The sequence below is a fragment of the Streptococcus sp. cx1 genome (assembly GCF_052384325.1).
Lineage (GTDB): Bacteria > Bacillota > Bacilli > Lactobacillales > Streptococcaceae > Streptococcus > Streptococcus salivarius_G.
The window spans coordinates 233074-255373 of the sequence record NZ_JBQSUN010000001.1 but is presented as its reverse complement, the minus strand read 5'-3'; the positions used below and the strand labels follow the sequence as shown (position 1 = coordinate 255373).

The following is a 22300-nucleotide window of genomic DNA, read 5'->3' as shown; positions in this document are numbered from 1 at the left end:
ATTCTTTAGGAACGGCTATGCTCACTTCAAGCACAGAACCGCTCGCTTCCTTTCACTAACTCATTAGCTTTTTATAGAAATACTCAAATACATAGAATCCTAACTTTGAGTATTTTTAGTTTAATATTAATCACCTCATTATACCATAAGGACACAGAAAAAGCAGACTTAAGCCTAATTGTCTGCTTTTTGTACGGCCTCTCCGTGAATCGCTTACTTATCCAAACTATCCTTAAGACGTTGAATATGAATGGTTAAATAGACCTGTTCGTCCAAACTCAATTCAAATGTATAACCCGCCTTAATATAGTTAGCAATCTTTTGGGTACAGATAAAGGATTCTGGATAATTTACCCTAACCTGCTCGTAAAGAAAAGCATCATTTTTACCACCACTAACCCCACTCACAATCCGTTGCGCTAGATAGCGAAGATGTGTAATAAATCGGTTATAAGAGAAACTATCCTCCTCCAAATCACAACCAAAATGAAGACGGACAATGTCACTAATTCCAACCACAATTTGAGTCATCTGTCGGTCTTTTTCATGGAGACCCGCATCCTTTTGTGCATTGACAAAATGTAAAGCGACAGAGGCAGCCTCATCATCTGCCAATTTAACTTCTAAATCCTTGGCAATCAAACGAAGAGCTTGTTTTCCAATCTCATACTCCCGAGGGTAAAATTTTCGAACCTCCCAAGCCAAGGGATTCTGCAGAGAAATACCTTCTCCACTTCTTTCAATGGCGTAATGTAGGTGGTCAGCTAGGGCAATGAAAAAAGAGGGATCAAACTTGGTTTGTAAGACAGCTTCAGCAAAAGTAAGGATATTCAAAAAGACCTGCATTTCACCTTCAGGCAAATTGACATAAACACGAGACCATTCATCTACTGCCTCTGTATTTTCCAAAACAAAAGTCTTTTCAATCTTTTCCTTATCAACAAAGTCTCCGACCTTCTTTTGAAAGCCCAGTCCCTTGCCCATGACAATGTATTCCACATTAATATCCAAAGCCTGAACAACATTGTTGTTTAAAATCTTTTCAATCTGCATCATGATCCCTCGTCATTAAAGCGCTTACTTTATTTTACCAAATTTTTAATGAGAAACCTACTTACTGCAAACAAAAAGCGCTGGACCTACCAACACTTTTCCTAAAGTTCTGTTCGATTTTCGATAGCTCTTAGCAAGGTCACTTCATCAGCATACTCAATGTCAGAACCGACAGCCAAACCACGCGCTAAACGAGTCACCTTGATTCCTGCAGGTTTAAGGACACGTGAAATATACATAGAGGTTGCCTCACCATCTGCTGTTGCATTAGTGGCAATAATAACCTCGTCAACCTCGCTATCCATAAGACGGGTAATCAAACTTTTCAGGTTAATATCGTCTGGTCCAACACCATTCATAGGGGAAATTAGCCCTTGAAGCACATGGTAGAGACCACGATATTCCTGAATCTTTTCCATAGCTGAAACATCTTTGGAGTCTTCAACAACCAAAATCTTAGTACGGTCTCTAGTTTCATCGGTACAAATATTACATGGATCATCATCTGTCAAACGACCACAGACCGAACAATAAGTCAATTCACGTTTTGCTGCCAAGAGGTTTTTTGCGAAATCATTGACATCTTCATCAGACATGCTAATGGTATAAAAAGCTAGGCGTGTCGCTGTTTTAGCCCCAATTCCAGGGAGTTTTGAAAAACTATCAATCAGCTTCGCAATTGGAGTAGGATAAAGCATGAAGGCCTCCTGTTCTTTATATTTTTTTATTCATCGCTTATCTTTTGTCACTGTCATGGATATGTCTTTACCCAAGAATAAACACTCAAACACTATATCACAGAAAAATCCCTCGTGCAAGGCACAAGAGACTTTAGATGTTTAGTGGGTATTTTGGTAAAGCTCCATAATAGCTTTGACTGCATTTTGATGGGCCTTACTCTTCACATCTATAGCATGTGGGTACATAATCCCAACTGCCAACCTCGTACCATCTTTGGCAGTCGCATAGGCCACGGCATTAAGGTTAACCGTTGTTACAGAGTTACCAGAAGCATCCGTCGCATAGGTTTCGCCTGTCCCTGTTTTACCACTGATTGGAATGATAGAACTTGCCATAGCTTTACCAGTCGCAAGGCTAGATCCTGAATTAACAACATCATTAAAGCCTTGTTGGATAATACCCATCTGCTCAGAGTCGAGAGGTAAGGTATTTAATACACGTGTATCTACCGTTGAGGCTAGAGTTCCTAGACTACCATTAGATCCTGCATCGTAGATACCTCCAACGATATGAGGTGCCACACGTTTACCACCATTGGCAATTGAAGCAACATACTGAGCCAGCTGAATGGTTGTATAAGAGTCGTACTGACCAAAGGCCTCTGTCAAGACGTTGGCTACATTGTAATTCTTAGAAATGTAACCTTCTGATTCGCCAGGTAAATCAAGTCCTGTAGACACCCCCATACCAAAATCAGCATAGGTGTCACGAAGTGTCGTCATGGCCTTATCCATATTATCAGTCGACAAGGCCATACCTGGAACATACTGTTGACCAAGTAGTTTGATTGCAATCTGCACCATATAGGTATTTGATGAGTATTCTAGAGCCTGTGTCGCGGTAATAGCACGGCTACCTTGGTCTGTAAACCAAGATGTGATAGGGGCCGAACCGGCAATGTTGATTGGTTGGTCAGTCAAGACTTGGTTCCCATAGATAGCACCTGAACGCCAACCAGCAGTTAAGGTTGCTCCCTTAACAACAGATCCTGGAATGAAGACATCAGTGATTGTTCCTAAAGCATTTGCTTTAAAATCTTGTGCTCCTTGTTCATGTTTTTGCCCCGCCATGGCAAGTACAGCACCAGTGTCAGCATTCATAACAACGGCATACATTCCTTCAGAATAGGTAGCTTTGTTCTCTGAAATCTCTGAAGAAAGCTGTTGACCTAAGATATCTTCAACTCCCTTTTGGAAATCAAGGTCGATGGTCAACTGCAGATTGTTACCCTTACTTCCCTTTTGAGTGATTTTATCACTAGCAACTTCGCCTTCCTTGTCTACTGTAATCTCACGAACAGTATGTTTCCCTTGTAGTTTCTCCTCGTATTCTTTTTCTAGATAAGAAGTTCCTACACGGTCATTAAGGGCATAACCTTTTTTGAGGTATTCCTTGGCATCTTCTTGTGGCAAACCTGCTTCTGAACTTGAGACTTTCCCGATGAGAGGAGACAAGGCTGAATCAACCGTATGACGCTCCCAATCCTTAGCAACCGTAATACCATTAAGTTCCTTCTGTTTAGCTGCTACAATCGCAATTTGTTCAGGCGTCAAGTCTCCTGTTTTCAATGTGACTGTTGAGAAATTAGAAACAGCATTCATCTGTGAGTAAATGTAGACAATCTTAAGCTCGTCCTCAGAGTAATCCACTGCTTCATCAGGAACTGCATCAACAGCATTGTTGTAAATAGTAGCTTCAGCTAATTTATTACCAAATTTATCTGTTTTCTTGTCGTTTGGAAGATCATTAACAACACGCTTATAAGTAGCAGAATCCGCTAGATAGAAATCCCGTTTTTGACGTGCTGTTACCTTCGTTTCCGTCAGAGTCACCATGGTCGCCAACTTTTCAGCGACCTTCTTCATCGTATCTGATGACACCAAATTGCTACGTGTGAAGGTGATAACATCCTTACTCTGGTTGGTCGTGAGGGCAACCCCTTTAGCATCAAAGATTTGCCCACGTTCGCTTGCAATCCTAACTGTATACTTAGAATTATCCTCTAATTTCTTCGTATAAAACGATTTGTTATAAACCTGCATATAGGTCAAACGTGCAAAAAGCAACAAAAAAAGGACAAAGACTACACCAAAAAGCAAGTAAACACGACGGGAGATGTTTACTGGCTTTCTAGGTTTATTCGCTCGTTTTTCTTTTCGTTTTTGGCGCCGTTTTTCCCATTTTTGACTGAGTTTTTTCGAAAATGATGTCACTTTTTTTCCTCTATGTTCTCATAAAAATTCTCTTTTATTTTATCACAAATAAGCTTTAGCAAACTTAAAAAAATGTCGAAATCTAAAAAAACTTGCCTCAATATGAGACATGTTTTTTAGATTATAATGACAACTTTTTCATCCAACTAGGAATGGCTTTACTGATATGAGTCGGTAAAACCACATAGGCGTTTTTAGCCAGATCATCTGCGATAGCTGAGTGAAGCCAGACAGCAACTGTAACTACTTTATAGGAGTCAATTGAAGCGAATTGGGCCAGAAAACCAGTAATCATACCAGCCAAGGTATCTCCCATACCTCCTGTAGCTTGATAGGGCCCACCAACTTCTAAATGAGCTACTGTTTCACCTTGATAGACAGCGGTCTTGTGACTCTTGGCAACTAGGATTGTCCCAGCTTGGAAGTCTCTCAGGGCTTTCTGAGTGTTTGAAACTGTCTGCTCCGGAATCCTTAAACCAGACAAGCGTTCCCATTCTTTTTGATGCGGGGTGAGAGTAAGGTGACAATCTGGTAAGTCCTTCTTATTTTTCTTAGCCAAAAGATTGAGAGCTGAACCATCAACAACCAAGTTCTGATCTGCCCTAATATTTGCTAGAACCAAATCCATAGCTTGACTAGCTACACCATCCTCACCTAGGCCAGAACCGATTAATACCACATCAGCTGCCCTAAGATTATCAAGAAATCTTTCAGTCTCCCTAAGGTCAAAAGCCATGGCTTCAGGGAGATGGGCATGAAGGGCTGTGATATTGTCACGATCCGTAGCCACTGTGACCAGACCCGCCCCACTATTGACACAAGCTAAGGCAGCCATAATGATGGCACCACCATAAGGGTAAAGCCCACCAACTAAAAGCACTCGACCGTAAGAACCCTTATGGGACTCTCTCAAGCGAGGTGTTATCACTTGCCTAGCTAAATCGTCATCAACTTTCATAAACTATCCTTTCGCACTACGAAGAGCAGCTTGATAGGTCTGTTCCATAAGCATGGTAATGGTCATAGGGCCTACACCACCTGGAACAGGCGTGATCATGCCAACCTTATCTTTCACTTGATCAAAATCAACGTCACCACAAAGTTTGCCTTCTTCATCACGGTTGATTCCCACATCAATGACAACGGCACCCTCTTTGACATAGTCTTCTGTTACAAATTTTGCACGTCCAATGGCTACAATCAAGACATCTGCCTTGCTGCAAACCTTAGCCAAATGCGGTGTTCGTGAGTGGGTCAAGGTAACTGTCGCATTTTTTTCCAAAAGAAGCTGAGCCATAGGTTTACCAACAATGTTACTACGTCCGATAATAACCGCTGTCTTACCTTCCAATTCAACATTGTACTCACGAAGGATTTCCATAATCCCAGCAGGTGTACAAGGTACCATTTGACGACGACCATTCCAAAGATTACCAGTATTCATAGGATGGAAACCATCGACATCTTTTTTAGGATCAATAGCCAAAAGAATACGCATTTCATTAATATGATTCGGCAGTGGCAACTGAACCAAAATACCATGGAAAAGCGGATCCTGATTATATTGCTCAATGACTTCAATCAACTCTTCCTCGCTGATACTCTCAGAAAGATTGACCGTCTGACTATGGAAGCCAGCCTTTTTAGCAGCACGTTCCTTGTTGCGCACATAAACCTGACTAGCTGGGTTGTCACCAACCATGATTACTACTAGTCCTGGCACAATCCATTCCTTTTCTTTAAGGCGCTCTACCTTTTCATGCAAATGATCCTGCATTTTAGCAGCTAGGGCCTTACCATCCATTATTATCGCCATGGGTGTTCTCCAATACATACTTTTTTTCAATTATACCATAGTGAGAGCTCTTTGTGACTAAATTTTCTAAATTTTCAAAAAGACATCTTAAATACGAAACTAAAAAAGCCGGAAGCACCTTCCAACTTTTTTCTGATTATGCTTTCGTGACTAGTCCACAAAACCATTTTGCTGACTCCAACCCTTAATAACCTTCAAGGTCTTCTGCTGGAATTTGCCACTTTCATACATGTGATCTGCACCCGTTAAGGAGACAAGAACGGAATCACGGTAGTTCTTAGCCGTTCTTCTGGCAATATTAGGATGAGTCATCTTATCCTTAGTCCCAGAAATGACAAGAACAGGACATGAAATCTGACTAAAGTCTACGTAAGCTGCTTTTGTCTTATCAAACCAATGGAGGGCCATTTGAGTATAAACTTTTCCTGATTCAGGAACCAGATCAGCAAAAACTTCTTCTTTCAATGATTCCTCTTGTTCATTCATGCAATACTTGAAAAACTCCTTTTTATACGGAGGCATGGCTTTTTTCCAAAATCCCCAGCGTAAAAAGTGTTTGCCAAAACAAGCTAACATGGTTGGATAAAAGGCAAAAATATCTGCTGTTGGTGCTGGTCCCATGAGAATCATACCAGCTACTTCTGTCTTTTCAGCAACCATTTGAGCCACCAGACAACCTAAAGAGTGTCCCAAAATAAGTGGTGGTTGGTCAAGACTTTCAATCAAGGCCACTAAATCATCTCTATAGTCCTGCAGGGTAACAGTCCAAACCTTAGCTAGACACTCTTGATAAGGTAGGTCATGGTAACGAAAGCTAGGTGTATGAACCTTATATCCCATTTGACGTAGACCTGTCGCAAATTCTCCCCAAACATTGCCATCACACCAGGTCCCATGAATTAGGACAATCTCTTTGTTCAAAACCATTCCTTATACATCTCCCTTTTTTGTTAAAAATTTAGATTATTTATCTATCTTATAGTATCACACTTCCAACCTAGATACCTTTATACATTTCTTACAATCGTAAGAAAATGGTCTCTTATTCATTTAAGAGACCATTTTTTCTATATATTATTAGCGATTAGTCTTATGCATTTCTTCCTTAACCGGACAAGAACACTCGCAATCGCCACAAGATCCTTTGCCTTTGATATAGTGACGGATGCCAAGACCAGCCAAAGCAAAAATAATGAAAGCAATGATAAAGGTAGACATAACAATTCCTCCTAAACCTAAATATGAGCTTCTTGAAGATTATCCAAGCTAATGATTTGATCCTTAATCTGACGTGGTTTACGAACAACAAAGTAAATCATCGTTACTAAAAGTAAGAAAGCAACAAAAGTCCAAATTGTCATTGACTTACCGTACAGGATGACTTGACCAAACTGGTAAAGAATTAAACTCACACAATAAGCTAGGCCTGTTTGGAAACCGATAGCCCCAACCGTCCATTTAAGATTGGCCATTTCACGCTTAATAGCTCCAATAGCCGCAAAACATGGTGCACAAAGTAGGTTAAAAATCAAGAAGGAATAGGCAGCTAAGGAAGAATAATCTCCTCGTAGAGCCTCAGCCAGACCCGCTTCACTGCTATTATGATAGAGAATACCAAAGGTGGCAACAACGGTTTCCTTGGCAGCTAAACCTGTAAGAGCCGCAACTGTTGCCTTCCAATTCCCAAATCCAAGTGGATCAAAAATCCAAGACAAGCCCTTCCCTAAAGTCGCCAAAATGCTAACTTCTGTATCTACAGTATGTAGGGTAAAGTTGTAGTGAGACATAAACCAGATAAGAACCGTCAAACTGAAAATGATGGTTCCCGCACGTTTGACAAAACTCAAAGCCTTACCAAAGGCATAACGCAAGACCGACATGGCTTTAGGCCAGTGGTAGGCAGGCAATTCCATAATAAACGGACTGGTTAGACCACCCAAAAAACTCGTCTTTTTGAGGGCAATACCTGATAGGATAATAGCAGCCATCCCAATAAAATAGGTACTTGGTGCTACTAAAGAATTACTAGGGAAGAAAGCTCCAGCAATCAAGGCAATAATTTCCAACTTGGCCGAACAAGGCATGAAGGTTGCTGTCATAATGGTAATGCGACGGTCCCTTTCATTTTCAATGGTTCGACTAGACATAACCGCTGGCACCCCACAACCTGTAGAAATCAACATAGGAATGAAGGATTTTCCAGAAAGTCCAAAACGACGGAAAATACGGTCCATAACAAAGGCAATACGACTCATATATCCAATGTCCTCAAGCACACCCAAACAGATAAAGAGCACAAATATTTGAGGTAGGAATCCTAGTACTGTCCCAATCCCAGCGACAATCCCATCAACAATCAAAGACTTAAGCCAGTCCTGAACTTGAAGATAGTCAAGACCAGAAGTTACCAAATCTGGAACATACTTACCAAAAAGCACATCGTTAGCCCAGTCTGTCCACATGGTTCCAACAGTCTGAATAGATAAGAAATAAACCAAATACATAACCACTGCGAAAATTGGTAAGGCCAAAATACGGTTGGTGACAATCCTATCAATTTTGTCCGACAAGGTCAGGGCAAAATCTTCTGTATGACTTTGAGCCATCTGACAGACACGTTCGATAAAGGCATAACGCTCATTAATGACAATTGACTCCGCATCTTCGGTGAAAACTTCTTCAGTGATTCGAATGATATCTTTGATTTCTTTTCGTTGGAATGGGGACAAGTCTAGCTCAGCCTCAACTAAAGCATCGTGTTCAAAGAGTTTAATGGCATAAAAACGCGCAGACCTTTGCGGCACCGAATTTCCCAAGACTTCCAAAATTTGTGAGATAGCAGCTTCTAATTTATCGTCATAAATTGGAAAGGCAATATCAGCAACTGTAGAGGTTGTCGTATGAGCTGCCTTCTTCACTACCTGATCAATACCAGTTTGCTTGAGAGCACTAGTGGCTACTACTGGGACGCCTAGATGATAAGATAATTTATCAACATTAATCTGTTTTCCCTGAGCCTCTAAAACATCACTCATGTTAAGCGCTAAAGTGACTGGAATACCTGTCTCAATCAACTGCGTTGTCAGATAAAGATTACGCTCCAAATTGGTCGCATCGACTACATTTAAAATGCTGTCGGCCCTTTGGCTCAACAAATAGTCACGCGCCACCTTTTCTTCAGGGCTATAGGGTGACATTGAGTAAATCCCTGGTAAATCCTGAATTTCTAAATCCTTATTCTTTTTGACCAGACCACTTTTTCGTTCTACAGTAACACCTGGCCAGTTACCAACACGCTGATTGTTCCCTGTTATCAGGTTGAATAAACTGGTTTTACCACTATTAGGATTACCTATTAATGCAATTTCTGTCATTTTTCCTCTCCCTCATCCAGCATGACCACACTAATCATTTGCGCTTCCGACTTGCGTAGGGTTAATTCATACCCTCTCAAACTAATTTCTAAAGGATCTCCCAAAGGGGCTACCTTACGCAACAACACCCGAGTACGCTTTGTAATTCCCATATCCATAAGACGTCGTTTGGTTTCATTTGCTGAAAAAATATCAGTAACGATAGCCGAACGTCCAACCGGTAATTCAGAAAGAGGTATCTTTTCCTGATTTTCCTCCGCAGGTGCCAAATCAATCTTATCTAGAATCGAAGCATCAAAGGCTAAGCGACTCCCTTTAACGATAATAATAGCACTGTTTTTGGTCTTAATTACCACCTCAATCGTTTCACCGGCAGCCAACCCTAGGTTAGATAAGTGCAAAAGACTATCCTTAGGGAGGTTAATGCCAAGAATCCGGTAAGGCGTTTTTAAGGCCGCATCATATATGAGCATATTTCTTGACCTTCTTTATTATTTTTGATATGGCATCATTATAGCATATTTATCCATCTTTTCCGCAATATTATCCTAAACAAGAATGATTCTAGAAAAGCAGAACACAAAAAGAAAAGGCCGGAAAAGTTCCAGCCTTCACAAACAACGTATACATACTTAATGAATATCTTACAAAACCTTACTCAAGAAATCCTTGGTACGATCTTCCTTAGTATTGTCGAAGATCTCTTGTGGTGTGCCTTCTTCAACAATGACACCGCCATCCATAAAGATGACACGATCTGCCACTTCATAAGCAAAGCCCATTTCGTGGGTAACAATTGCCATTGTCATCCCTGATTTAGCAAGGTCCTGCATAACTGCAAGAACTTCACCAACCATTTCTGGGTCAAGGGCTGATGTTGGTTCGTCAAACAAGAGAACGTCTGGATCCATAGCCAAACCACGTGCGATAGCAATACGTTGTTGCTGACCACCTGATAGACTTGTTGGGTAGGCATCTGCCTTATCTTTCAAGCCAACCTTTTCTAAAAGTTCCATGGCTTTTGCTTCTGCATCAGCTTTAGAAACACCCTTGGTCTTAATTGGTGACAAGGTGATATTTTCTTTAACTGTCATATTAGGGAAGAGGTTGAACTGTTGGAAAACCATTCCCATCTTCTCACGCATTTTGAAAATGTCGTTATTTTTATCTGTAATATCCACACCTTCAAAGGAAATAACACCTTTTGTAGGTTTCTCAAGCAAGTTCATTGAGCGTAGGAAGGTTGATTTCCCTGATCCTGAAGGACCGATGATAACCACTACTTCACCCTTTTTAATATCTAGATCAATCCCTTTGAGAACTTCGTTCTTACCAAAATACTTGTGAAGATTTTTAATCTCAATAATTGTTTCTGCCATTATTTACGTCCCTCCCCAAGTCGTTTTTCCATTTGTTTCAAGAGTGCCGTCATAGCCGTTGTCACAATCAAATAATAGAAGGCTGCGAACAAGAGCGGTGTCAAGGTCAAGTAGGTTGTTGTTGCAACAGTTTGTGCACCATTCCACAATTCCATAACTCCGATGGTTTGCAAGAGCGAACTATCCTTGATAATAGTAACAAACTCGTTACCCAAGGCAGGCAAGATATTTTTAATAGCTTGAGGCAAGACCACATAACGCATGGTATTCCATGGACGGATACCAAGTGAGTAGGCAGCTTCAACCTGACCTTTAGGAATAGACTCGATACCTGCACGCACACTCTCAGAAATATAAGCACCACTGTTCAAAGAAAGGACGATAATACCTGGAACGATACGTGACAAATCAAGGTTCAAAATGCCAAACTGAACAGTTGGAAGATTCATGTGGATGAGGTTAAAAGCAATCATAATCTGTACAACCATAGGAGTCCCACGGAAAACCCAAACATAAAGGCTTACCAACCACTCCAAAGGTTTGATTCCAGAACGCTTGGCCAAGGATACCAAAACCCCAAGGATGGTTCCGAAGAAGACCACGCAGACCGAAATCATAATTGTTACTAAGACACCATAGTTAAAGTAAGACCAAAACTGTGGTAGAAATGAAAAATTCATCTAGATACTCCTTACTAATATTCTTCAATATTATATCAGAAGACTGTATAATAATAAAGTATTTTCTTATAAATGCGATATTTCAGTATAAAAACTAAGTTATAGACCTAGCTAGCAAAACTCTTAAGCAATACACCTCATGTATTTCCAAGACGACACCACGCCAAAAGCTTTGCCAAGAATTTGAAGTACTGCCTGTTTTGACAAGCCATACAAGCATCACCCCATGCTTTCATCCTGATAAAAATGCCTGAAACTCGATAGTTTCAGGCATTCTGATTTTTGGAACCTTGTAAAGTTCCAAAATAATATATTAGTAAAGCAAATCGTAGATTTCCATTGCAATCAAGTCGATACTATCAAATGAATAAGATTCACGTGCTTCAACGTCACGCAATGTGAAAACTGGACCATTTTCAGGATCGTTGCTAAATGATACTTCGGCAACAACCACTCCTTCACGTTCAAAATTACGTTTCAAATTACCACCATCAGCCGCCATCATTTCAAGACGGTTAATGATTCTCACCAAATGTGATTCCATGTTATTTCTCCTATTAATTGTGTATTTCTTACTTATTTTATCACACTTATGGGAAAAATGGGGGAATTTTAAATATTTTTCAAGGAATTGTACATAATGGCCTTGATAGAATGCATACGATTCTCAGCTTCTTGGAAGATGATATCACTGTATTTTTGGAAGACTTGATCGGTGATTTCTAACTCTGCCAAACCGTATTTGTCATAGATTTCTTGCCCAATTTGAGTATTGAGATCATGAAAAGCTGGGAGACAGTGCATAACGATGACATCTGGATTTTCCGTCTTGGCAAGTAGGTCTGCATTAATTTGATAAGGCAGGAGTAAATCAATACGAGATTTAAAGTCTACTTCTTCACCCATAGATACCCAGACATCCGTATAAAGCATATCCACTCCCTTGACCTCTGAAATATCATCTGTAATGGTTAAATCGGCACCATTATTATGTTTCTGAGCTAGGGCTACAATCTCATCTTCGGGTTGCAGCACCTCTGGGGCAATAATCTTGACATTAACGCCTAAAATAGCCGAAGTGACCAAAAGTGAGTTGGCCATATTATTTCTACCATCTCCAATATAGGCGATGGTCAAACCTTCCAAACTACCAAAACGCTCCTTCAAAGTCATGAAATCCGCAATCATTTGCGTTGGATGCCAGGTATCCGTCAAACCATTCCAGACCGGAACACCTGAGTACTTAGCCAACTCTTCGACATCTTCTTGCTTAAAACCACGGTATTCGATTCCATCAAACATAGAACCAAGCACCTTGGCTGTATCAACTACAGATTCTTTTTTACCTAACTGAATGTCTCCAGCACCAAGGTAGGTCACATTCATACCTAGGTCCTGACCAGCCACTGTAAAAGCTGAGCGAGTTCTTGTAGATGTTTTTTCAAAAATCAGGGCAATATTTAAGCCATCTAAATATTTATGCGGAATTCTTTCCTTCTTTAGCTGTTTAAATTTTATAGATAAATCGATTAACTCCTCAAGTTCCTGCTTGGTAAAGTCGATTTCTTTCAAAAATGATTTAGCTTGTGTCATAGGTATCTCTCTTTCGTTCTGAATAATATAAAAACATTATATAATATTTATACATTTTAAACAAGCGTTTTTGAATTAAAATTCAATGTTAGCACTCTTATTAATAGAGTGCCAAACCTAGATGCTTTTTACTTGCAATCTACCTTCCGCATGCTATAATGGAGTCATAGATTTGACCTTTTTTGACCAAGATTGTTTTCAATAAAGGTCTTTCCCAATTCAGATAGAAAAGAGGTACTGATATGCTCTGTCAAAACTGTAACCTTAATGAAGCTAGTATTCATTTGTATACCAATGTAAACGGTAATCAGCAACAAGTTGACCTCTGTCAAAATTGTTATAAAATCATGAAATCTGACCCAGAGAACCCCCTCAATCAATTCAATCAAACAGGAGGTTCAAACTTCTTCGATGATTTCTTCAGCGACCTAAATAACTTCCGTTCTTCTAACGGCGATCTTCCCAATACACCTCCAACACAAGAAGGTGGTAACCGAGGAAACGGTGGCAATACACAAGGGCCAGGCCGTCCAGGAGGACCACGCCAACAAGCTCCTCAACAGCCACAAGGTCTTCTTGAAGAGTTCGGCATTAACATCACTGACATCGCTCGTCGTGGAGACATTGATCCTGTTATTGGTCGTGACGAGGAAATCATTCGTGTCATCGAAATTCTTAACCGCCGTACCAAGAACAACCCCGTCCTCATCGGTGAACCCGGTGTCGGTAAGACTGCTGTTGTTGAAGGCCTAGCTCAAAAAATCGTTGACGGTAGCGTGCCACAAAAACTCCAAGGCAAACAAGTCATCCGTCTTGATGTGGTCAGCCTGGTTCAAGGGACTGGTATTCGTGGCCAATTTGAAGAACGCATGCAAAAACTCATGGAAGAAATTCGTCAACGTCAGGATGTTATCCTATTTATTGATGAAATCCATGAAATCGTAGGAGCTGGTAATGCTGGTGATGGCAATATGGATGCTGGAAACATCCTAAAACCTGCTCTTGCTCGTGGAGAACTTCAACTGGTCGGAGCAACAACACTCAACGAATACCGCATCATCGAAAAAGATGCCGCCCTAGAGCGTCGTATGCAACCAGTTAAGGTTGACGAACCAACGGTTGAGGAAACCATCACTATTTTGCGTGGTATTCAACCTAAATATCAGGACTACCACCACGTCAAATATACAGACGAAGCGATTACTGCAGCTGCAGAATTGTCCAACCGCTACATTCAAGACCGCTTCTTGCCAGACAAGGCCATCGACCTCCTCGATGAAGCTGGTTCGAAGATGAATTTGACCCTCAATTTTGTTGATCCTAAAGATATCGACAAACGTTTGATTGAGGCTGAAAACCTCAAGGCTCAAGCTACTCGTGACGAAGACTTTGAAAAAGCTGCCTATTTCCGTGATCAAATTGCCAAATACAAGGAAATGCAAAAACAAACCATCAAAGACCAAGATATGCCTGTCATCACAGAAAAACATATCGAAGCCATTGTGGAACAAAAAACCAATATTCCTGTCGGTGATTTGAAAGAAAAAGAACAATCACAACTTCTTAGTCTTGCTGATGATCTTAAATCACATGTTATTGGACAAGATGCCGCAGTTGATAAGATTGCCAAAGCCATCCGCCGTAATCGTGTTGGATTGGGTGCACCAAATCGCCCAATTGGTAGCTTCCTCTTCGTAGGTCCTACAGGAGTCGGTAAAACTGAACTCTCTAAACAATTGGCGATTGAACTCTTTGGTTCAGCTGACAGTATGATTCGTTTCGACATGTCAGAATACATGGAAAAACACGCCGTTGCCAAATTAGTCGGTGCCCCTCCAGGATATGTCGGTTACGACGAAGCTGGTCAGTTAACTGAAAAAGTCCGCCGTAATCCTTATTCACTCATTCTTCTAGATGAGGTTGAAAAAGCTCACCCAGACGTTCTTCACATGTTCCTCCAAGTTCTTGACGACGGTCGCTTGACTGATGGTCAAGGGCGAACTGTAAGTTTCAAGGATACCATCATCATCATGACTTCAAATGCTGGTACAGGTAAAGTTGAAGCTAGCGTCGGCTTTGGAGCTGCCCGTGAAAATCGTACCAATTCTGTTCTTAACCAGCTTGGAGATTTCTTCAGCCCTGAATTCATGAACCGTTTTGACGGTATTATCGAATTCTCTGCCCTTAGCAAGGAAAATCTCCTCACTATCGTGGACCTCATGCTTGATAATGTCAACCAACGCTTGGCTAATAACGGTATCCACCTCAGTGTAACTGAGAAAGTTAAGGAAAAATTGGTTGACCTTGGTTACGATCCTAAGATGGGTGCTCGACCACTACGTCGTACCATCCAAGATCATATTGAAGACGCTATTACTGACTTCTACCTTGAAAATCCAAATGAAAAAGATCTCAAGGCAGTCATGACTTCAAAAGGCCACATCACCATTAAGTCTGCTAAAAAAGCCGAAAAAGCTACTCAGAAAGCTGAAACACCAAAAGAAACTGATTAAACAAAGAACCCAAGTCATTACGTCTTGGGTTCTTTATCTTTTCATTTCCTATTTTCAAATTTATCCCTAATTCTGCCTAAATCAATAGGAAAATGAGCAAAATTTTAGTATAATATAGGCAAATAAACGTAAGGAGCAACTCATGAATCCAACATTTGGTGACAAGGTTGAGGGAGCTCATTATCAAACACGTTACGGTGTTTATGCTGTGATTCCTAACCAAGAAAAGACAAAGATTATTTTAGTCCAGGCTCCTAACGGAGCTTGGTTTCTCCCAGGTGGAGAAATCGAAGCAGGCGAGGATCACTATAGCGCATTAGAACGCGAGTTAATTGAAGAACTTGGGTTTACAGCCACTTTAGGCCAGTACTATGGCCAGGCTGATGAATACTTCTATTCGAGCCACCGTGACACTTACTATTACAATCCAGCCTATATTTATGAAGTTGTAGATTTTTCAAAAATTGGTAAACCTCTCGAAGATTTCAATAACCTAGCCTGGTTTCCAATTGATGAAGCCATTGCTAAACTTAAACGTGGCAGTCATAAATGGGGAATCGAACAATGGAAAGAAACTAACACAATAACTGACAAATCCTAGGAGGAAACTATGAAACTCATTAATACGACCCGTACACACCAAGAACTCGTTCAAAACCAACTAGACAATACGGATGCCTTTCTCGTAGAGACCTACTCTGCTGGGAATACTGATGTTGTCTTTACACAAGCACCTAAGCATTATGAACTCTTGATTTCAAATAAACACCGTGCTGTTAAAGACAATGAATTAGAAGTTATCCGTGAATTCTTCCTCAAACGAAAAATCGACAAGGATATTGTTTTGATGGACAAACTCAGAACAGTACACACTGACAAATTGATTGAGATTTCATTCCCAACAACTGTATAAGACAAAACAAGCAATGGCTAATACCACTGCTTGTTTTTTTGTACGTTACAAAGCTTTCGAAGCTTGATCCAGAACTTCCATAACCTGACGACTATGTTCCAACTGCTTGGCAACACTGTCAAAATCCTTGGTAGCCACCATCTTTTCAAAAGCCACAAATTCATCATGCATACGATGTTGTAGACTATTGAGATTGACGATTCTCTCTTTCTGACCATTGAGAGTGACTCCAATCTCAGGAAGAGTATTGGTTGCACCAAAAATGGTAATAGCGCCCTTATCACCTTGTATAGTTGAACGAATCTCCGCAATACAGTCTTTAGCTCCAATGGCAACAGCCTTAAAGTGACCATAGTCCAAAACTAAAATCCCAGACGTATCTACTCCTCGCTCCACATTAGGGAGATATTCCACACGATTAGGCTTACCAAAAAGGCCAACCAGGAGATGAATATTATAGATATTCAGATCTCTAAGTGCTCCCCCACCCATTTCAGGGTTGAAGGCAGGAGCAATCTCCCCTCGTTTGAAGGCATCGTAACGTGACGAATATTGGGAAAAATTGATATTCACAATCTTGATATCCCCAACCTCTGACAAGGCTTCCTTAATCACTGTAAAATTGGCCAAATATTGATTGGTAATAGCCTCCATCAAGAGAAGCTCTTTTTCTTGAGCAAGCTTAGCTAGCTCTTCAAATTCTTCTAAATGAAGGGTGAAGGGTTTCTCACAGATAACATGCTTGCCAGCCAAAAGTGCTTTCTTAGCATAATCATAGTGGGTATGGTTGGGCGTTCCCACATAAATCGTATCAACTTCTGGATTGGACAAAATTGCCTCATAATCACTAGTCGCCTGAGACAAACCATATTGCTTAGCTAGGGCTTCTGCCTTATCAAGTGAGCGTGGTGTCGACAAGATAGCTTCAAGCTCAATGCCCTCAATAGTCGTTAATACAGGAAGAACCTCTGTCACAATCATCCCTGTACCCAATAGTGCAAGTTTCATCAACTTACCTCCCTAATTTCTAATCTCTCTTTACAATGGTCTAAGTCCATATAGAGACTTATAATGAAAGAGGACTCAAATCGAAGCCCTCTAAAATTTAAGAACGTCCAAGCAGTTTCTTAACTCCTTGAATCGCTTTGTATTTAAGCGGTTGTGGATAATAGCGGAAGGTTCCCATCTTGCGAACAATGTAACCATTAAAGTTTTGTTTAAATCGCAGAACTCCGTCTGAACCATCAAAGATTCCCATAATACCAAGGAAGTTATAGAACGTAATGCCACGTTTAATGGCTTGTGTCATCACATACTCTTGTAAGAGTGCTGGCGCATAAAACTTATTAAACTCTGGATAAGACCCGCTAAAAAGATAAACAGCTTCTTGAGGTGTATAGACAAAGAGACTTCCAGCCAGAACAATATCTTCCTGACCATACTTGTCAATAAAGGCAGTCGCTTCTCCCTTTCGAACATCAAAGGTCTCAAACTGACTTGATAACTCTCTTAATTGGTTTTGTTTTTTCTCAGATTTTGGATTAGCTTCTAAATCAGCTTGTAATTTGACAATTCTAGCCCCCAACTTCGCCTGATCACTTTCCAAATGGTCATAGTAATCCTGAAAATTCAAGGTAGCCACCATAAAATCAGCATTGTCACCAAAAGCATCATAAAAATCTTGATAATAATCTAGAGATTTGTCACTATACTCACGACGGTCAGAGGTCGCTGAAGTGATTTCTTTGAAAATAGATAACTCATCACGTTTCAGTTTTTTCAACTTAATCCCAAAGGTTTTGGCTTTTTTAACCAGAGGTTTCCCTTTTTTACTGAAAGACTTGATAAGATCTTTTTCTTCAATCCCAGATAAATCCTTCACATAGTGCCAGTCAGGCTCACCACCAGGATAGCCCGTCTGTAAACCATCAAAGCTATAACCTAAATCAGTCAATTGACTAATCAGCTGCTTCTGCTCATCACTAGTTGGTTCACCATTACTGTCAAAAGTTTGATAAGTATCATAAGGTTTGATTAACAGTTCAAGAGCACCATTTTCCTTAGCATAATCCTTCAAACCTTGGTAAAAGTCGCTCAGATGAGCTGCGTTTGAGTGAATCGGTCCACAATTCACCTCCATACGAAGCCCACCAGTCATAGGCATGCTGTAGACAATTGCTGAGACTTCTAGCTGGTCCCCTTCTTTCCAAGCGACATAGCTAATGCTAAATCCACGTTTTTCAAGAAGCTTAGCCATTTCCTCAGTTTGCATAAAAGAACGCTCAGACACTTGTTGAGCATGTGTGTTAAATTCTTCTTTAGTTACTTGAATGAAGCTCATTTTTTTCCTTTCTAAAATGAATAAAGTAAATGACGAGTGAGATAAAAAGCAAGATGGCAAGTACTGCCACTAATGGTATTCGAATCGGACGGACATTAAGCAACAAATCTCCACTAACTGCATAAACAATCGATACTGGCGCCACTCCAATAAGTGTCGCCAAAAACCTCATCCTTGTGGGTAAATTGATTTGAACACAAGCATAATTGACCAGAGCTGAAGGTATAAAAGGAATAGAGAAGGCCAGTGAAATCCCAATAAAGCGATGCTTAAAGTTCTCAATATAGTTTAGAAGTTTCTCCATGCGTTTGGACTTCTCTGGCTTTTCAAGTCTTCTCAGAATTTCAAAACTAGTCAAATTCCCAAAAGTATTCCCAATAATATTCATCGGAATCGCAAGCAAGGGGTCATAGAGTAGGCCAACAAAAATACAAAAAATAGAACTTGAAACTCCAGGAATAGCTGATGACAGAATCATGAGACTAAGAAGGATCAGTGCATTTTGGAAATTAGCCTGCTTAAAAACTTCTCTTAAAAAGGCTTGATCATGCTTAGCGTTGGTCCATTCCTTGATTAAGGGGATGAAGTTATTTAAAAGAGGCCATAAGAATACCAGAATTAAACCTGCTATCCCTATAAAAAATAGTCTTTTTTTGGTCATTACATCTCCATAATTTTAATAGCTCCTTTTATTATAACAAAAAAATGCCTTCATTGATTTAGAAAGGCATCTTTTACTGCGATTACTTATTAATCAAATTCGCTTGTGACTTGTTTTCCAAGGCACCATTTTTAAAGTTAAGGGTAAGGCTACCTGTTTCACCCTTCTTAGCGACAAGGTTCGAAGACCAAAGTGCTTGTGTCATTGTTGCATCTGAAGAAACAGCAATCGAATAAACATCCGGTGTACCAAGCGTTTTGACAGCATCGTCATAGCTAGTTCCATTTTTGAGATTTTCGTACATCTTCAGTGTGATTTTAGGATCACGGACGTAAGAAAAGTTTGAAATTGACTTAACCACAGTGCTATTGTTAAAGAGTTTCGCTGTAACAACAACATTGTCATACTGCCAATTATAAACATCAAGCTTAGCATCTCCTGCCTGCTCCTGACTCGTTGATGAAGGTTCACCAAACCAGCCCTTCAAGCTATCAAGATTTGAGCCTCCTGAAAATTCCTGAGAAGCATTTGCCATGGTAATCTTATCAAAGTTCTGGCGAACATTCCCATGCTTAACAGTTAAAATCTTTGAGGCTTCATTATCCAAAGATCCCTTCGTCTCTGTCTTGGACGAAGATTTTCCACAAGCAGCTAGAGTAAAAAGTGAGAGACCTAAAACGGTCAAAGACAAAAGTTTTTTCATAATAAATTCCTATATATACAAATAAAAGGCTGACGCCTCTGGTTTTTATGGAGCCGGTGGGAGTCGAACCCACGTCCAAACACCTGCCAACATATTCGTCTACAACCATAGGTTATGTCTTTCATTTAACAGATAGACGACACATAACTCAAGCCTTCTATCTGCGAGCCTATAAATCTCTTTTCAACCAGCTAGGCAATAGTCAAACGTAGCTTATAAATCAATAAAACCTCTAAACAAACATAAGCAATCTGCTAGAAGTCACGCGAGCAGGTGTTTAGGCTGCTACAGCGTAAGAATTAGTATTTTTTGCAGTTATATTTAACTGAGCGTTTACGTCGCCACACGAGTCGCAGAATATGCCTCATAATGCCTGTCGAATCCGTAACGACCCCAATATGAGATACTGTGTATTATAGCAAATTTTTTAATAAATTGCAAAAGATTAGCCAAACTGTCTCCCCGGTTTTAGGATAAGCTAATAGCTTTTCTTCTATATGTTTGCTTTTTTTCCTTTTCAAGGCTAAAAGATTTTATGAAATACTTTCACTAAAACTTACCGACTAAAAAACGTTGAGAGAACAAATCTTTCAACGCTTTTCTTTTTGCACCCTAAGGGAATCGAACCCCTATCTCAAGAACCGGAATCTTACGTGATATCCATTACACTAAGGGTGCTAACAGTATACTATTATAGCATACTCTAAAATAGAAAAAAAGACATGTTTCCATGCCTCTTTTTTATCTTACAATTCGATATCTCCGAAAAGATCCGCCATTGAGAATCCAGATTGAGTTTCTGGAAGTTCGTAGTCACGTTTTTCTTGACGTTTTGGACGACGTGGACGTGATTGACGTTTTTCGTTGTTTTCGCCTTCAGCGTTAGCTGGACGTTCTTCAAGAGCTTTGATTGAAAGTGATACACGTTCTGCATCAGCGTTTACTTCAAGAACTTTAACAGTAACGTCTTGACCTACTGAAAGAACATCTTTTGGATTTTCAACACGTTTGTGTGAAATTTGTGAGATGTGAACAAGTCCATCGATACCTGGCAATACTTCAACGAAAGCACCGAAGTCAGTCAAGCGTTTAACTTTACCTTCGATAACATCACCAGCAGCAAGCTTTTGTTCAACACCATCCCATGGTCCAGGTGTTGTTGCTTTAAGTGAAAGTGATACACGTCCTGCTTCTTCGTCGATAGCAAGAACTTTAACTTCAACTTCATCACCTACAGATACAACTGATTTAGGTGAAACGTTACGTTCGTGAGACAATTCAGTCACGTGAACAAGTCCGTCAACACCACCAAGGTCGATGAAAGCACCGAAGCTTGTCAAACGAGCAACTTTCCCAGTTACGATTGAACCAACTTCAAGTTTAGAGAAGACTTCTTTACGAGCTTCTGCAGCTTCTGCTTCAACAACTTCACGACGTGAAAGGATGAAACGGTTTTCAGCTGGATCAACTTCTTTAATTTTAGCGTCAAATTCTTGACCTACAAATTGTTCAGTGTTACGAACAAAACGAGTATCGATCATTGAAGCTGGAATAAATCCACGAAGACCTTCAAATTCAACTGAAAGTCCACCTTTAACAGCGCGTGTTCCTTTAACAGTAACAACTTCTTCTTCACGACCAACAAGTTTATCCCAAGCTTTGCGAGCTTCCAAGCGTTTTTTAGATACAAGGTAAGTTACAGTATCAGTATCTTTACCAACAACTTGACGAAGAACAAGCACTTCAAGTGTTTCACCAACTTTAACAAGGTCTGCAACGTTTGCGTCACGGTCGTTTGTCAATTCACGACGTGTCAAAACACCTTCGATACCAGTTCCTTCGATAACAACATTTGCTTGATCATTATCTACTGAGATAACTTCAGCTGTTACAACGTCACCTGTGTTAACTTCGCTAACACTGTTTAGCAATTCTTCAAATTCGTTCATTCTAAAAAGATCCTCCAACAAGAGCCAGCCAATTCTGACCCTTGATAACAATATATTTTTAAAGGTACCCGCAAAGACAATGGTTAACATAGACGGTGCCAATGCACCCGATACCTTTTACTGGGGTAGCTGGATTCGAACCAACGCATGAGGGAGTCAAAGTCCCTTGCCTTACCGCTTGGCTATACCCCAATAGCAAAATGCTATAAAAAAACATCTAAGTACTTGATATCGACTATCCCGATTCAGTTTCTTAGACATGGAGAGAGAGGGATTCGAACCCCCGAACCCGAAGGAGCGGATTTACAGTCCGCCGCGTTTAGCCTCTTCGCTATCTCTCCTTAAGAACAAGAAATAGTATATCACAGTTT

21 protein-coding genes, 3 tRNA genes and 1 other RNA gene are annotated in these 22300 nt (G+C 40.3%); 3 read left to right on the top strand and 22 right to left on the bottom strand.

What is annotated here, in order from left to right; translation table 11 throughout:
* Positions 1-213 precede the first annotated feature (213 nt).
* From licT to argF, 13 genes are all read right to left on the bottom strand, one after another.
* Positions 214-1053, bottom strand: coding sequence for a BglG family transcription antiterminator LicT (licT, locus tag ACT170_RS01210; RefSeq protein ID WP_410541535.1), 840 nt, complete (start codon positions 1051-1053; stop codon positions 214-216).
* A 101-nt stretch (positions 1054-1154) separates the two neighbouring features.
* Entirely contained in the window at positions 1155-1751 is a 597-nt protein-coding gene (recR, locus tag ACT170_RS01205; protein ID WP_002889030.1) for a recombination mediator RecR, read from the bottom strand.
* Positions 1752-1892: 141 nt separating this feature from the next.
* Positions 1893-4007, bottom strand: coding sequence for a penicillin-binding protein PBP2B (gene pbp2b / locus ACT170_RS01200; RefSeq protein ID WP_444817933.1), 2115 nt, complete (start codon positions 4005-4007; stop codon positions 1893-1895).
* A gap of 121 nt (positions 4008-4128) precedes the next feature.
* Complete coding sequence (locus ACT170_RS01195) at positions 4129-4965, bottom strand: NAD(P)H-hydrate dehydratase (RefSeq protein ID WP_444817932.1); 837 nt, start codon at positions 4963-4965, stop codon at positions 4129-4131.
* 3 nt (positions 4966-4968) lie between these two features.
* A complete protein-coding gene (locus ACT170_RS01190) occupies positions 4969-5823 on the bottom strand; it encodes a bifunctional methylenetetrahydrofolate dehydrogenase/methenyltetrahydrofolate cyclohydrolase (RefSeq protein WP_002889033.1) in 855 nt (284 codons plus the stop codon).
* A gap of 150 nt (positions 5824-5973) precedes the next feature.
* Positions 5974-6750 (bottom strand): alpha/beta fold hydrolase, encoded by a 777-nt coding sequence (locus ACT170_RS01185; protein WP_064520755.1) that lies wholly within the window; start codon positions 6748-6750, stop codon positions 5974-5976.
* Positions 6751-6900: 150 nt separating this feature from the next.
* Positions 6901-7041, bottom strand: a complete 141-nt coding sequence (locus ACT170_RS01180; protein ID WP_081259174.1) for a FeoB-associated Cys-rich membrane protein — start codon at positions 7039-7041, stop codon at positions 6901-6903.
* 17 nt (positions 7042-7058) lie between these two features.
* Positions 7059-9197 carry a ferrous iron transport protein B gene (gene feoB / locus ACT170_RS01175; protein ID WP_070476498.1) on the bottom strand — a complete coding sequence of 713 codons (2139 nt, stop codon included), beginning with the start codon at positions 9195-9197 and terminating at the stop codon, positions 7059-7061.
* Positions 9194-9670, bottom strand: coding sequence for a ferrous iron transport protein A (locus ACT170_RS01170; protein WP_014634123.1), 477 nt, complete (start codon positions 9668-9670; stop codon positions 9194-9196). Before ACT170_RS01170 ends, feoB begins: the two co-directional genes overlap by 4 nt.
* 171 nt (positions 9671-9841) lie before the next feature.
* Positions 9842-10576 (bottom strand): amino acid ABC transporter ATP-binding protein, encoded by a 735-nt coding sequence (locus ACT170_RS01165; RefSeq protein WP_002886191.1) that lies wholly within the window; start codon positions 10574-10576, stop codon positions 9842-9844.
* Positions 10576-11256: an amino acid ABC transporter permease gene (locus ACT170_RS01160; RefSeq protein ID WP_002886081.1), complete on the bottom strand. Its 681-nt coding sequence runs from the start codon at positions 11254-11256 to the stop codon at positions 10576-10578. The genes ACT170_RS01165 and ACT170_RS01160 overlap by 1 nt, the downstream gene beginning before the upstream one ends.
* Positions 11257-11569: 313 nt before the next feature.
* Positions 11570-11800 (bottom strand): DUF1797 family protein, encoded by a 231-nt coding sequence (locus ACT170_RS01155; protein ID WP_002885970.1) that lies wholly within the window; start codon positions 11798-11800, stop codon positions 11570-11572.
* A gap of 68 nt (positions 11801-11868) precedes the next feature.
* Positions 11869-12849 (bottom strand): ornithine carbamoyltransferase, encoded by a 981-nt coding sequence (gene argF / locus ACT170_RS01150; RefSeq protein ID WP_038675579.1) that lies wholly within the window; start codon positions 12847-12849, stop codon positions 11869-11871.
* 242 nt (positions 12850-13091) lie between these two features.
* Between argF and ACT170_RS01145 the strand changes: the two genes are divergently transcribed.
* The 3 genes from ACT170_RS01145 (at position 13092) to ACT170_RS01135 (ending at position 16275) form a co-directional block, all read left to right on the top strand.
* Positions 13092-15362, top strand: coding sequence for an ATP-dependent Clp protease ATP-binding subunit (locus tag ACT170_RS01145; RefSeq protein WP_045001866.1), 2271 nt, complete (start codon positions 13092-13094; stop codon positions 15360-15362).
* Positions 15363-15504: 142 nt separating this feature from the next.
* Positions 15505-15963 carry an NUDIX hydrolase gene (locus ACT170_RS01140; RefSeq protein WP_151404407.1) on the top strand — a complete coding sequence of 153 codons (459 nt, stop codon included), beginning with the start codon at positions 15505-15507 and terminating at the stop codon, positions 15961-15963.
* A 9-nt stretch (positions 15964-15972) separates the two neighbouring features.
* Entirely contained in the window at positions 15973-16275 is a 303-nt protein-coding gene (locus ACT170_RS01135; protein ID WP_002885967.1) for a DUF1827 family protein, read from the top strand.
* Between the two features lie 45 nt (positions 16276-16320).
* Here ACT170_RS01135 and ACT170_RS01130 read toward each other — a convergent pair whose 3' ends face one another.
* The 9 genes from ACT170_RS01130 to ACT170_RS01090 form a co-directional block, all read right to left on the bottom strand.
* Positions 16321-17283: a Gfo/Idh/MocA family protein gene (locus ACT170_RS01130; RefSeq protein ID WP_444817931.1), complete on the bottom strand. Its 963-nt coding sequence runs from the start codon at positions 17281-17283 to the stop codon at positions 16321-16323.
* Positions 17284-17380: 97 nt separating this feature from the next.
* Positions 17381-18616, bottom strand: a complete 1236-nt coding sequence (locus tag ACT170_RS01125; protein ID WP_084914837.1) for an aminoacyltransferase — start codon at positions 18614-18616, stop codon at positions 17381-17383.
* Positions 18594-19277, bottom strand: a complete 684-nt coding sequence (locus ACT170_RS01120) for a TVP38/TMEM64 family protein (RefSeq protein WP_444817930.1) — start codon at positions 19275-19277, stop codon at positions 18594-18596. The genes ACT170_RS01125 and ACT170_RS01120 overlap by 23 nt, the downstream gene beginning before the upstream one ends.
* 82 nt (positions 19278-19359) lie before the next feature.
* A complete protein-coding gene (locus tag ACT170_RS01115; RefSeq protein WP_002885892.1) occupies positions 19360-19980 on the bottom strand; it encodes a DUF3862 domain-containing protein in 621 nt (206 codons plus the stop codon).
* A 45-nt stretch (positions 19981-20025) separates the two neighbouring features.
* Positions 20026-20375: a transfer-messenger RNA gene (gene ssrA / locus ACT170_RS01110) on the bottom strand.
* A gap of 211 nt (positions 20376-20586) precedes the next feature.
* A tRNA-Arg gene (locus tag ACT170_RS01105) sits at positions 20587-20658 on the bottom strand.
* A gap of 68 nt (positions 20659-20726) precedes the next feature.
* Positions 20727-21929, bottom strand: coding sequence for a 30S ribosomal protein S1 (rpsA, locus tag ACT170_RS01100; protein WP_003094841.1), 1203 nt, complete (start codon positions 21927-21929; stop codon positions 20727-20729).
* Between the two features lie 120 nt (positions 21930-22049).
* Positions 22050-22121: transfer RNA gene (locus tag ACT170_RS01095), tRNA-Gln, on the bottom strand.
* A gap of 68 nt (positions 22122-22189) precedes the next feature.
* Positions 22190-22270: transfer RNA gene (locus ACT170_RS01090), tRNA-Tyr, on the bottom strand.
* Between the last annotated feature and the right edge of the window lie 30 nt (positions 22271-22300).

Excerpts from the sequence above, each read along its gene's own strand:
- licT (WP_410541535.1), bottom strand. The coding sequence starts at position 1,053 with ATGCAGATTGAAAAGATTTTAAACAACAATGTTGTTCAGGCTTTGGAT.
- recR (WP_002889030.1), bottom strand. The coding sequence starts at position 1,751 with ATGCTTTATCCTACTCCAATTGCGAAGCTGATTGATAGTTTTTCAAAA.
- ACT170_RS01195 (WP_444817932.1), bottom strand. The coding sequence starts at position 4,965 with ATGAAAGTTGATGACGATTTAGCTAGGCAAGTGATAACACCTCGCTTG.
- ACT170_RS01190 (WP_002889033.1), bottom strand. The coding sequence starts at position 5,823 with ATGGCGATAATAATGGATGGTAAGGCCCTAGCTGCTAAAATGCAGGAT.
- ACT170_RS01185 (WP_064520755.1), bottom strand. The coding sequence starts at position 6,750 with ATGGTTTTGAACAAAGAGATTGTCCTAATTCATGGGACCTGGTGTGAT.
- ACT170_RS01180 (WP_081259174.1), bottom strand. The coding sequence starts at position 7,041 with ATGTCTACCTTTATCATTGCTTTCATTATTTTTGCTTTGGCTGGTCTT.
- feoB (WP_070476498.1), bottom strand. The coding sequence starts at position 9,197 with ATGACAGAAATTGCATTAATAGGTAATCCTAATAGTGGTAAAACCAGT.
- ACT170_RS01170 (WP_014634123.1), bottom strand. The coding sequence starts at position 9,670 with ATGCTCATATATGATGCGGCCTTAAAAACGCCTTACCGGATTCTTGGC.
- ACT170_RS01165 (WP_002886191.1), bottom strand. The coding sequence starts at position 10,576 with ATGGCAGAAACAATTATTGAGATTAAAAATCTTCACAAGTATTTTGGT.
- ACT170_RS01160 (WP_002886081.1), bottom strand. The coding sequence starts at position 11,256 with ATGAATTTTTCATTTCTACCACAGTTTTGGTCTTACTTTAACTATGGT.
- ACT170_RS01155 (WP_002885970.1), bottom strand. The coding sequence starts at position 11,800 with ATGGAATCACATTTGGTGAGAATCATTAACCGTCTTGAAATGATGGCG.
- argF (WP_038675579.1), bottom strand. The coding sequence starts at position 12,849 with ATGACACAAGCTAAATCATTTTTGAAAGAAATCGACTTTACCAAGCAG.
- ACT170_RS01145 (WP_045001866.1), top strand. The coding sequence starts at position 13,092 with ATGCTCTGTCAAAACTGTAACCTTAATGAAGCTAGTATTCATTTGTAT.
- ACT170_RS01140 (WP_151404407.1), top strand. The coding sequence starts at position 15,505 with ATGAATCCAACATTTGGTGACAAGGTTGAGGGAGCTCATTATCAAACA.
- ACT170_RS01135 (WP_002885967.1), top strand. The coding sequence starts at position 15,973 with ATGAAACTCATTAATACGACCCGTACACACCAAGAACTCGTTCAAAAC.
- ACT170_RS01130 (WP_444817931.1), bottom strand. The coding sequence starts at position 17,283 with ATGAAACTTGCACTATTGGGTACAGGGATGATTGTGACAGAGGTTCTT.
- ACT170_RS01125 (WP_084914837.1), bottom strand. The coding sequence starts at position 18,616 with ATGAGCTTCATTCAAGTAACTAAAGAAGAATTTAACACACATGCTCAA.
- ACT170_RS01120 (WP_444817930.1), bottom strand. The coding sequence starts at position 19,277 with ATGACCAAAAAAAGACTATTTTTTATAGGGATAGCAGGTTTAATTCTG.
- ACT170_RS01115 (WP_002885892.1), bottom strand. The coding sequence starts at position 19,980 with ATGAAAAAACTTTTGTCTTTGACCGTTTTAGGTCTCTCACTTTTTACT.
- rpsA (WP_003094841.1), bottom strand. The coding sequence starts at position 21,929 with ATGAACGAATTTGAAGAATTGCTAAACAGTGTTAGCGAAGTTAACACA.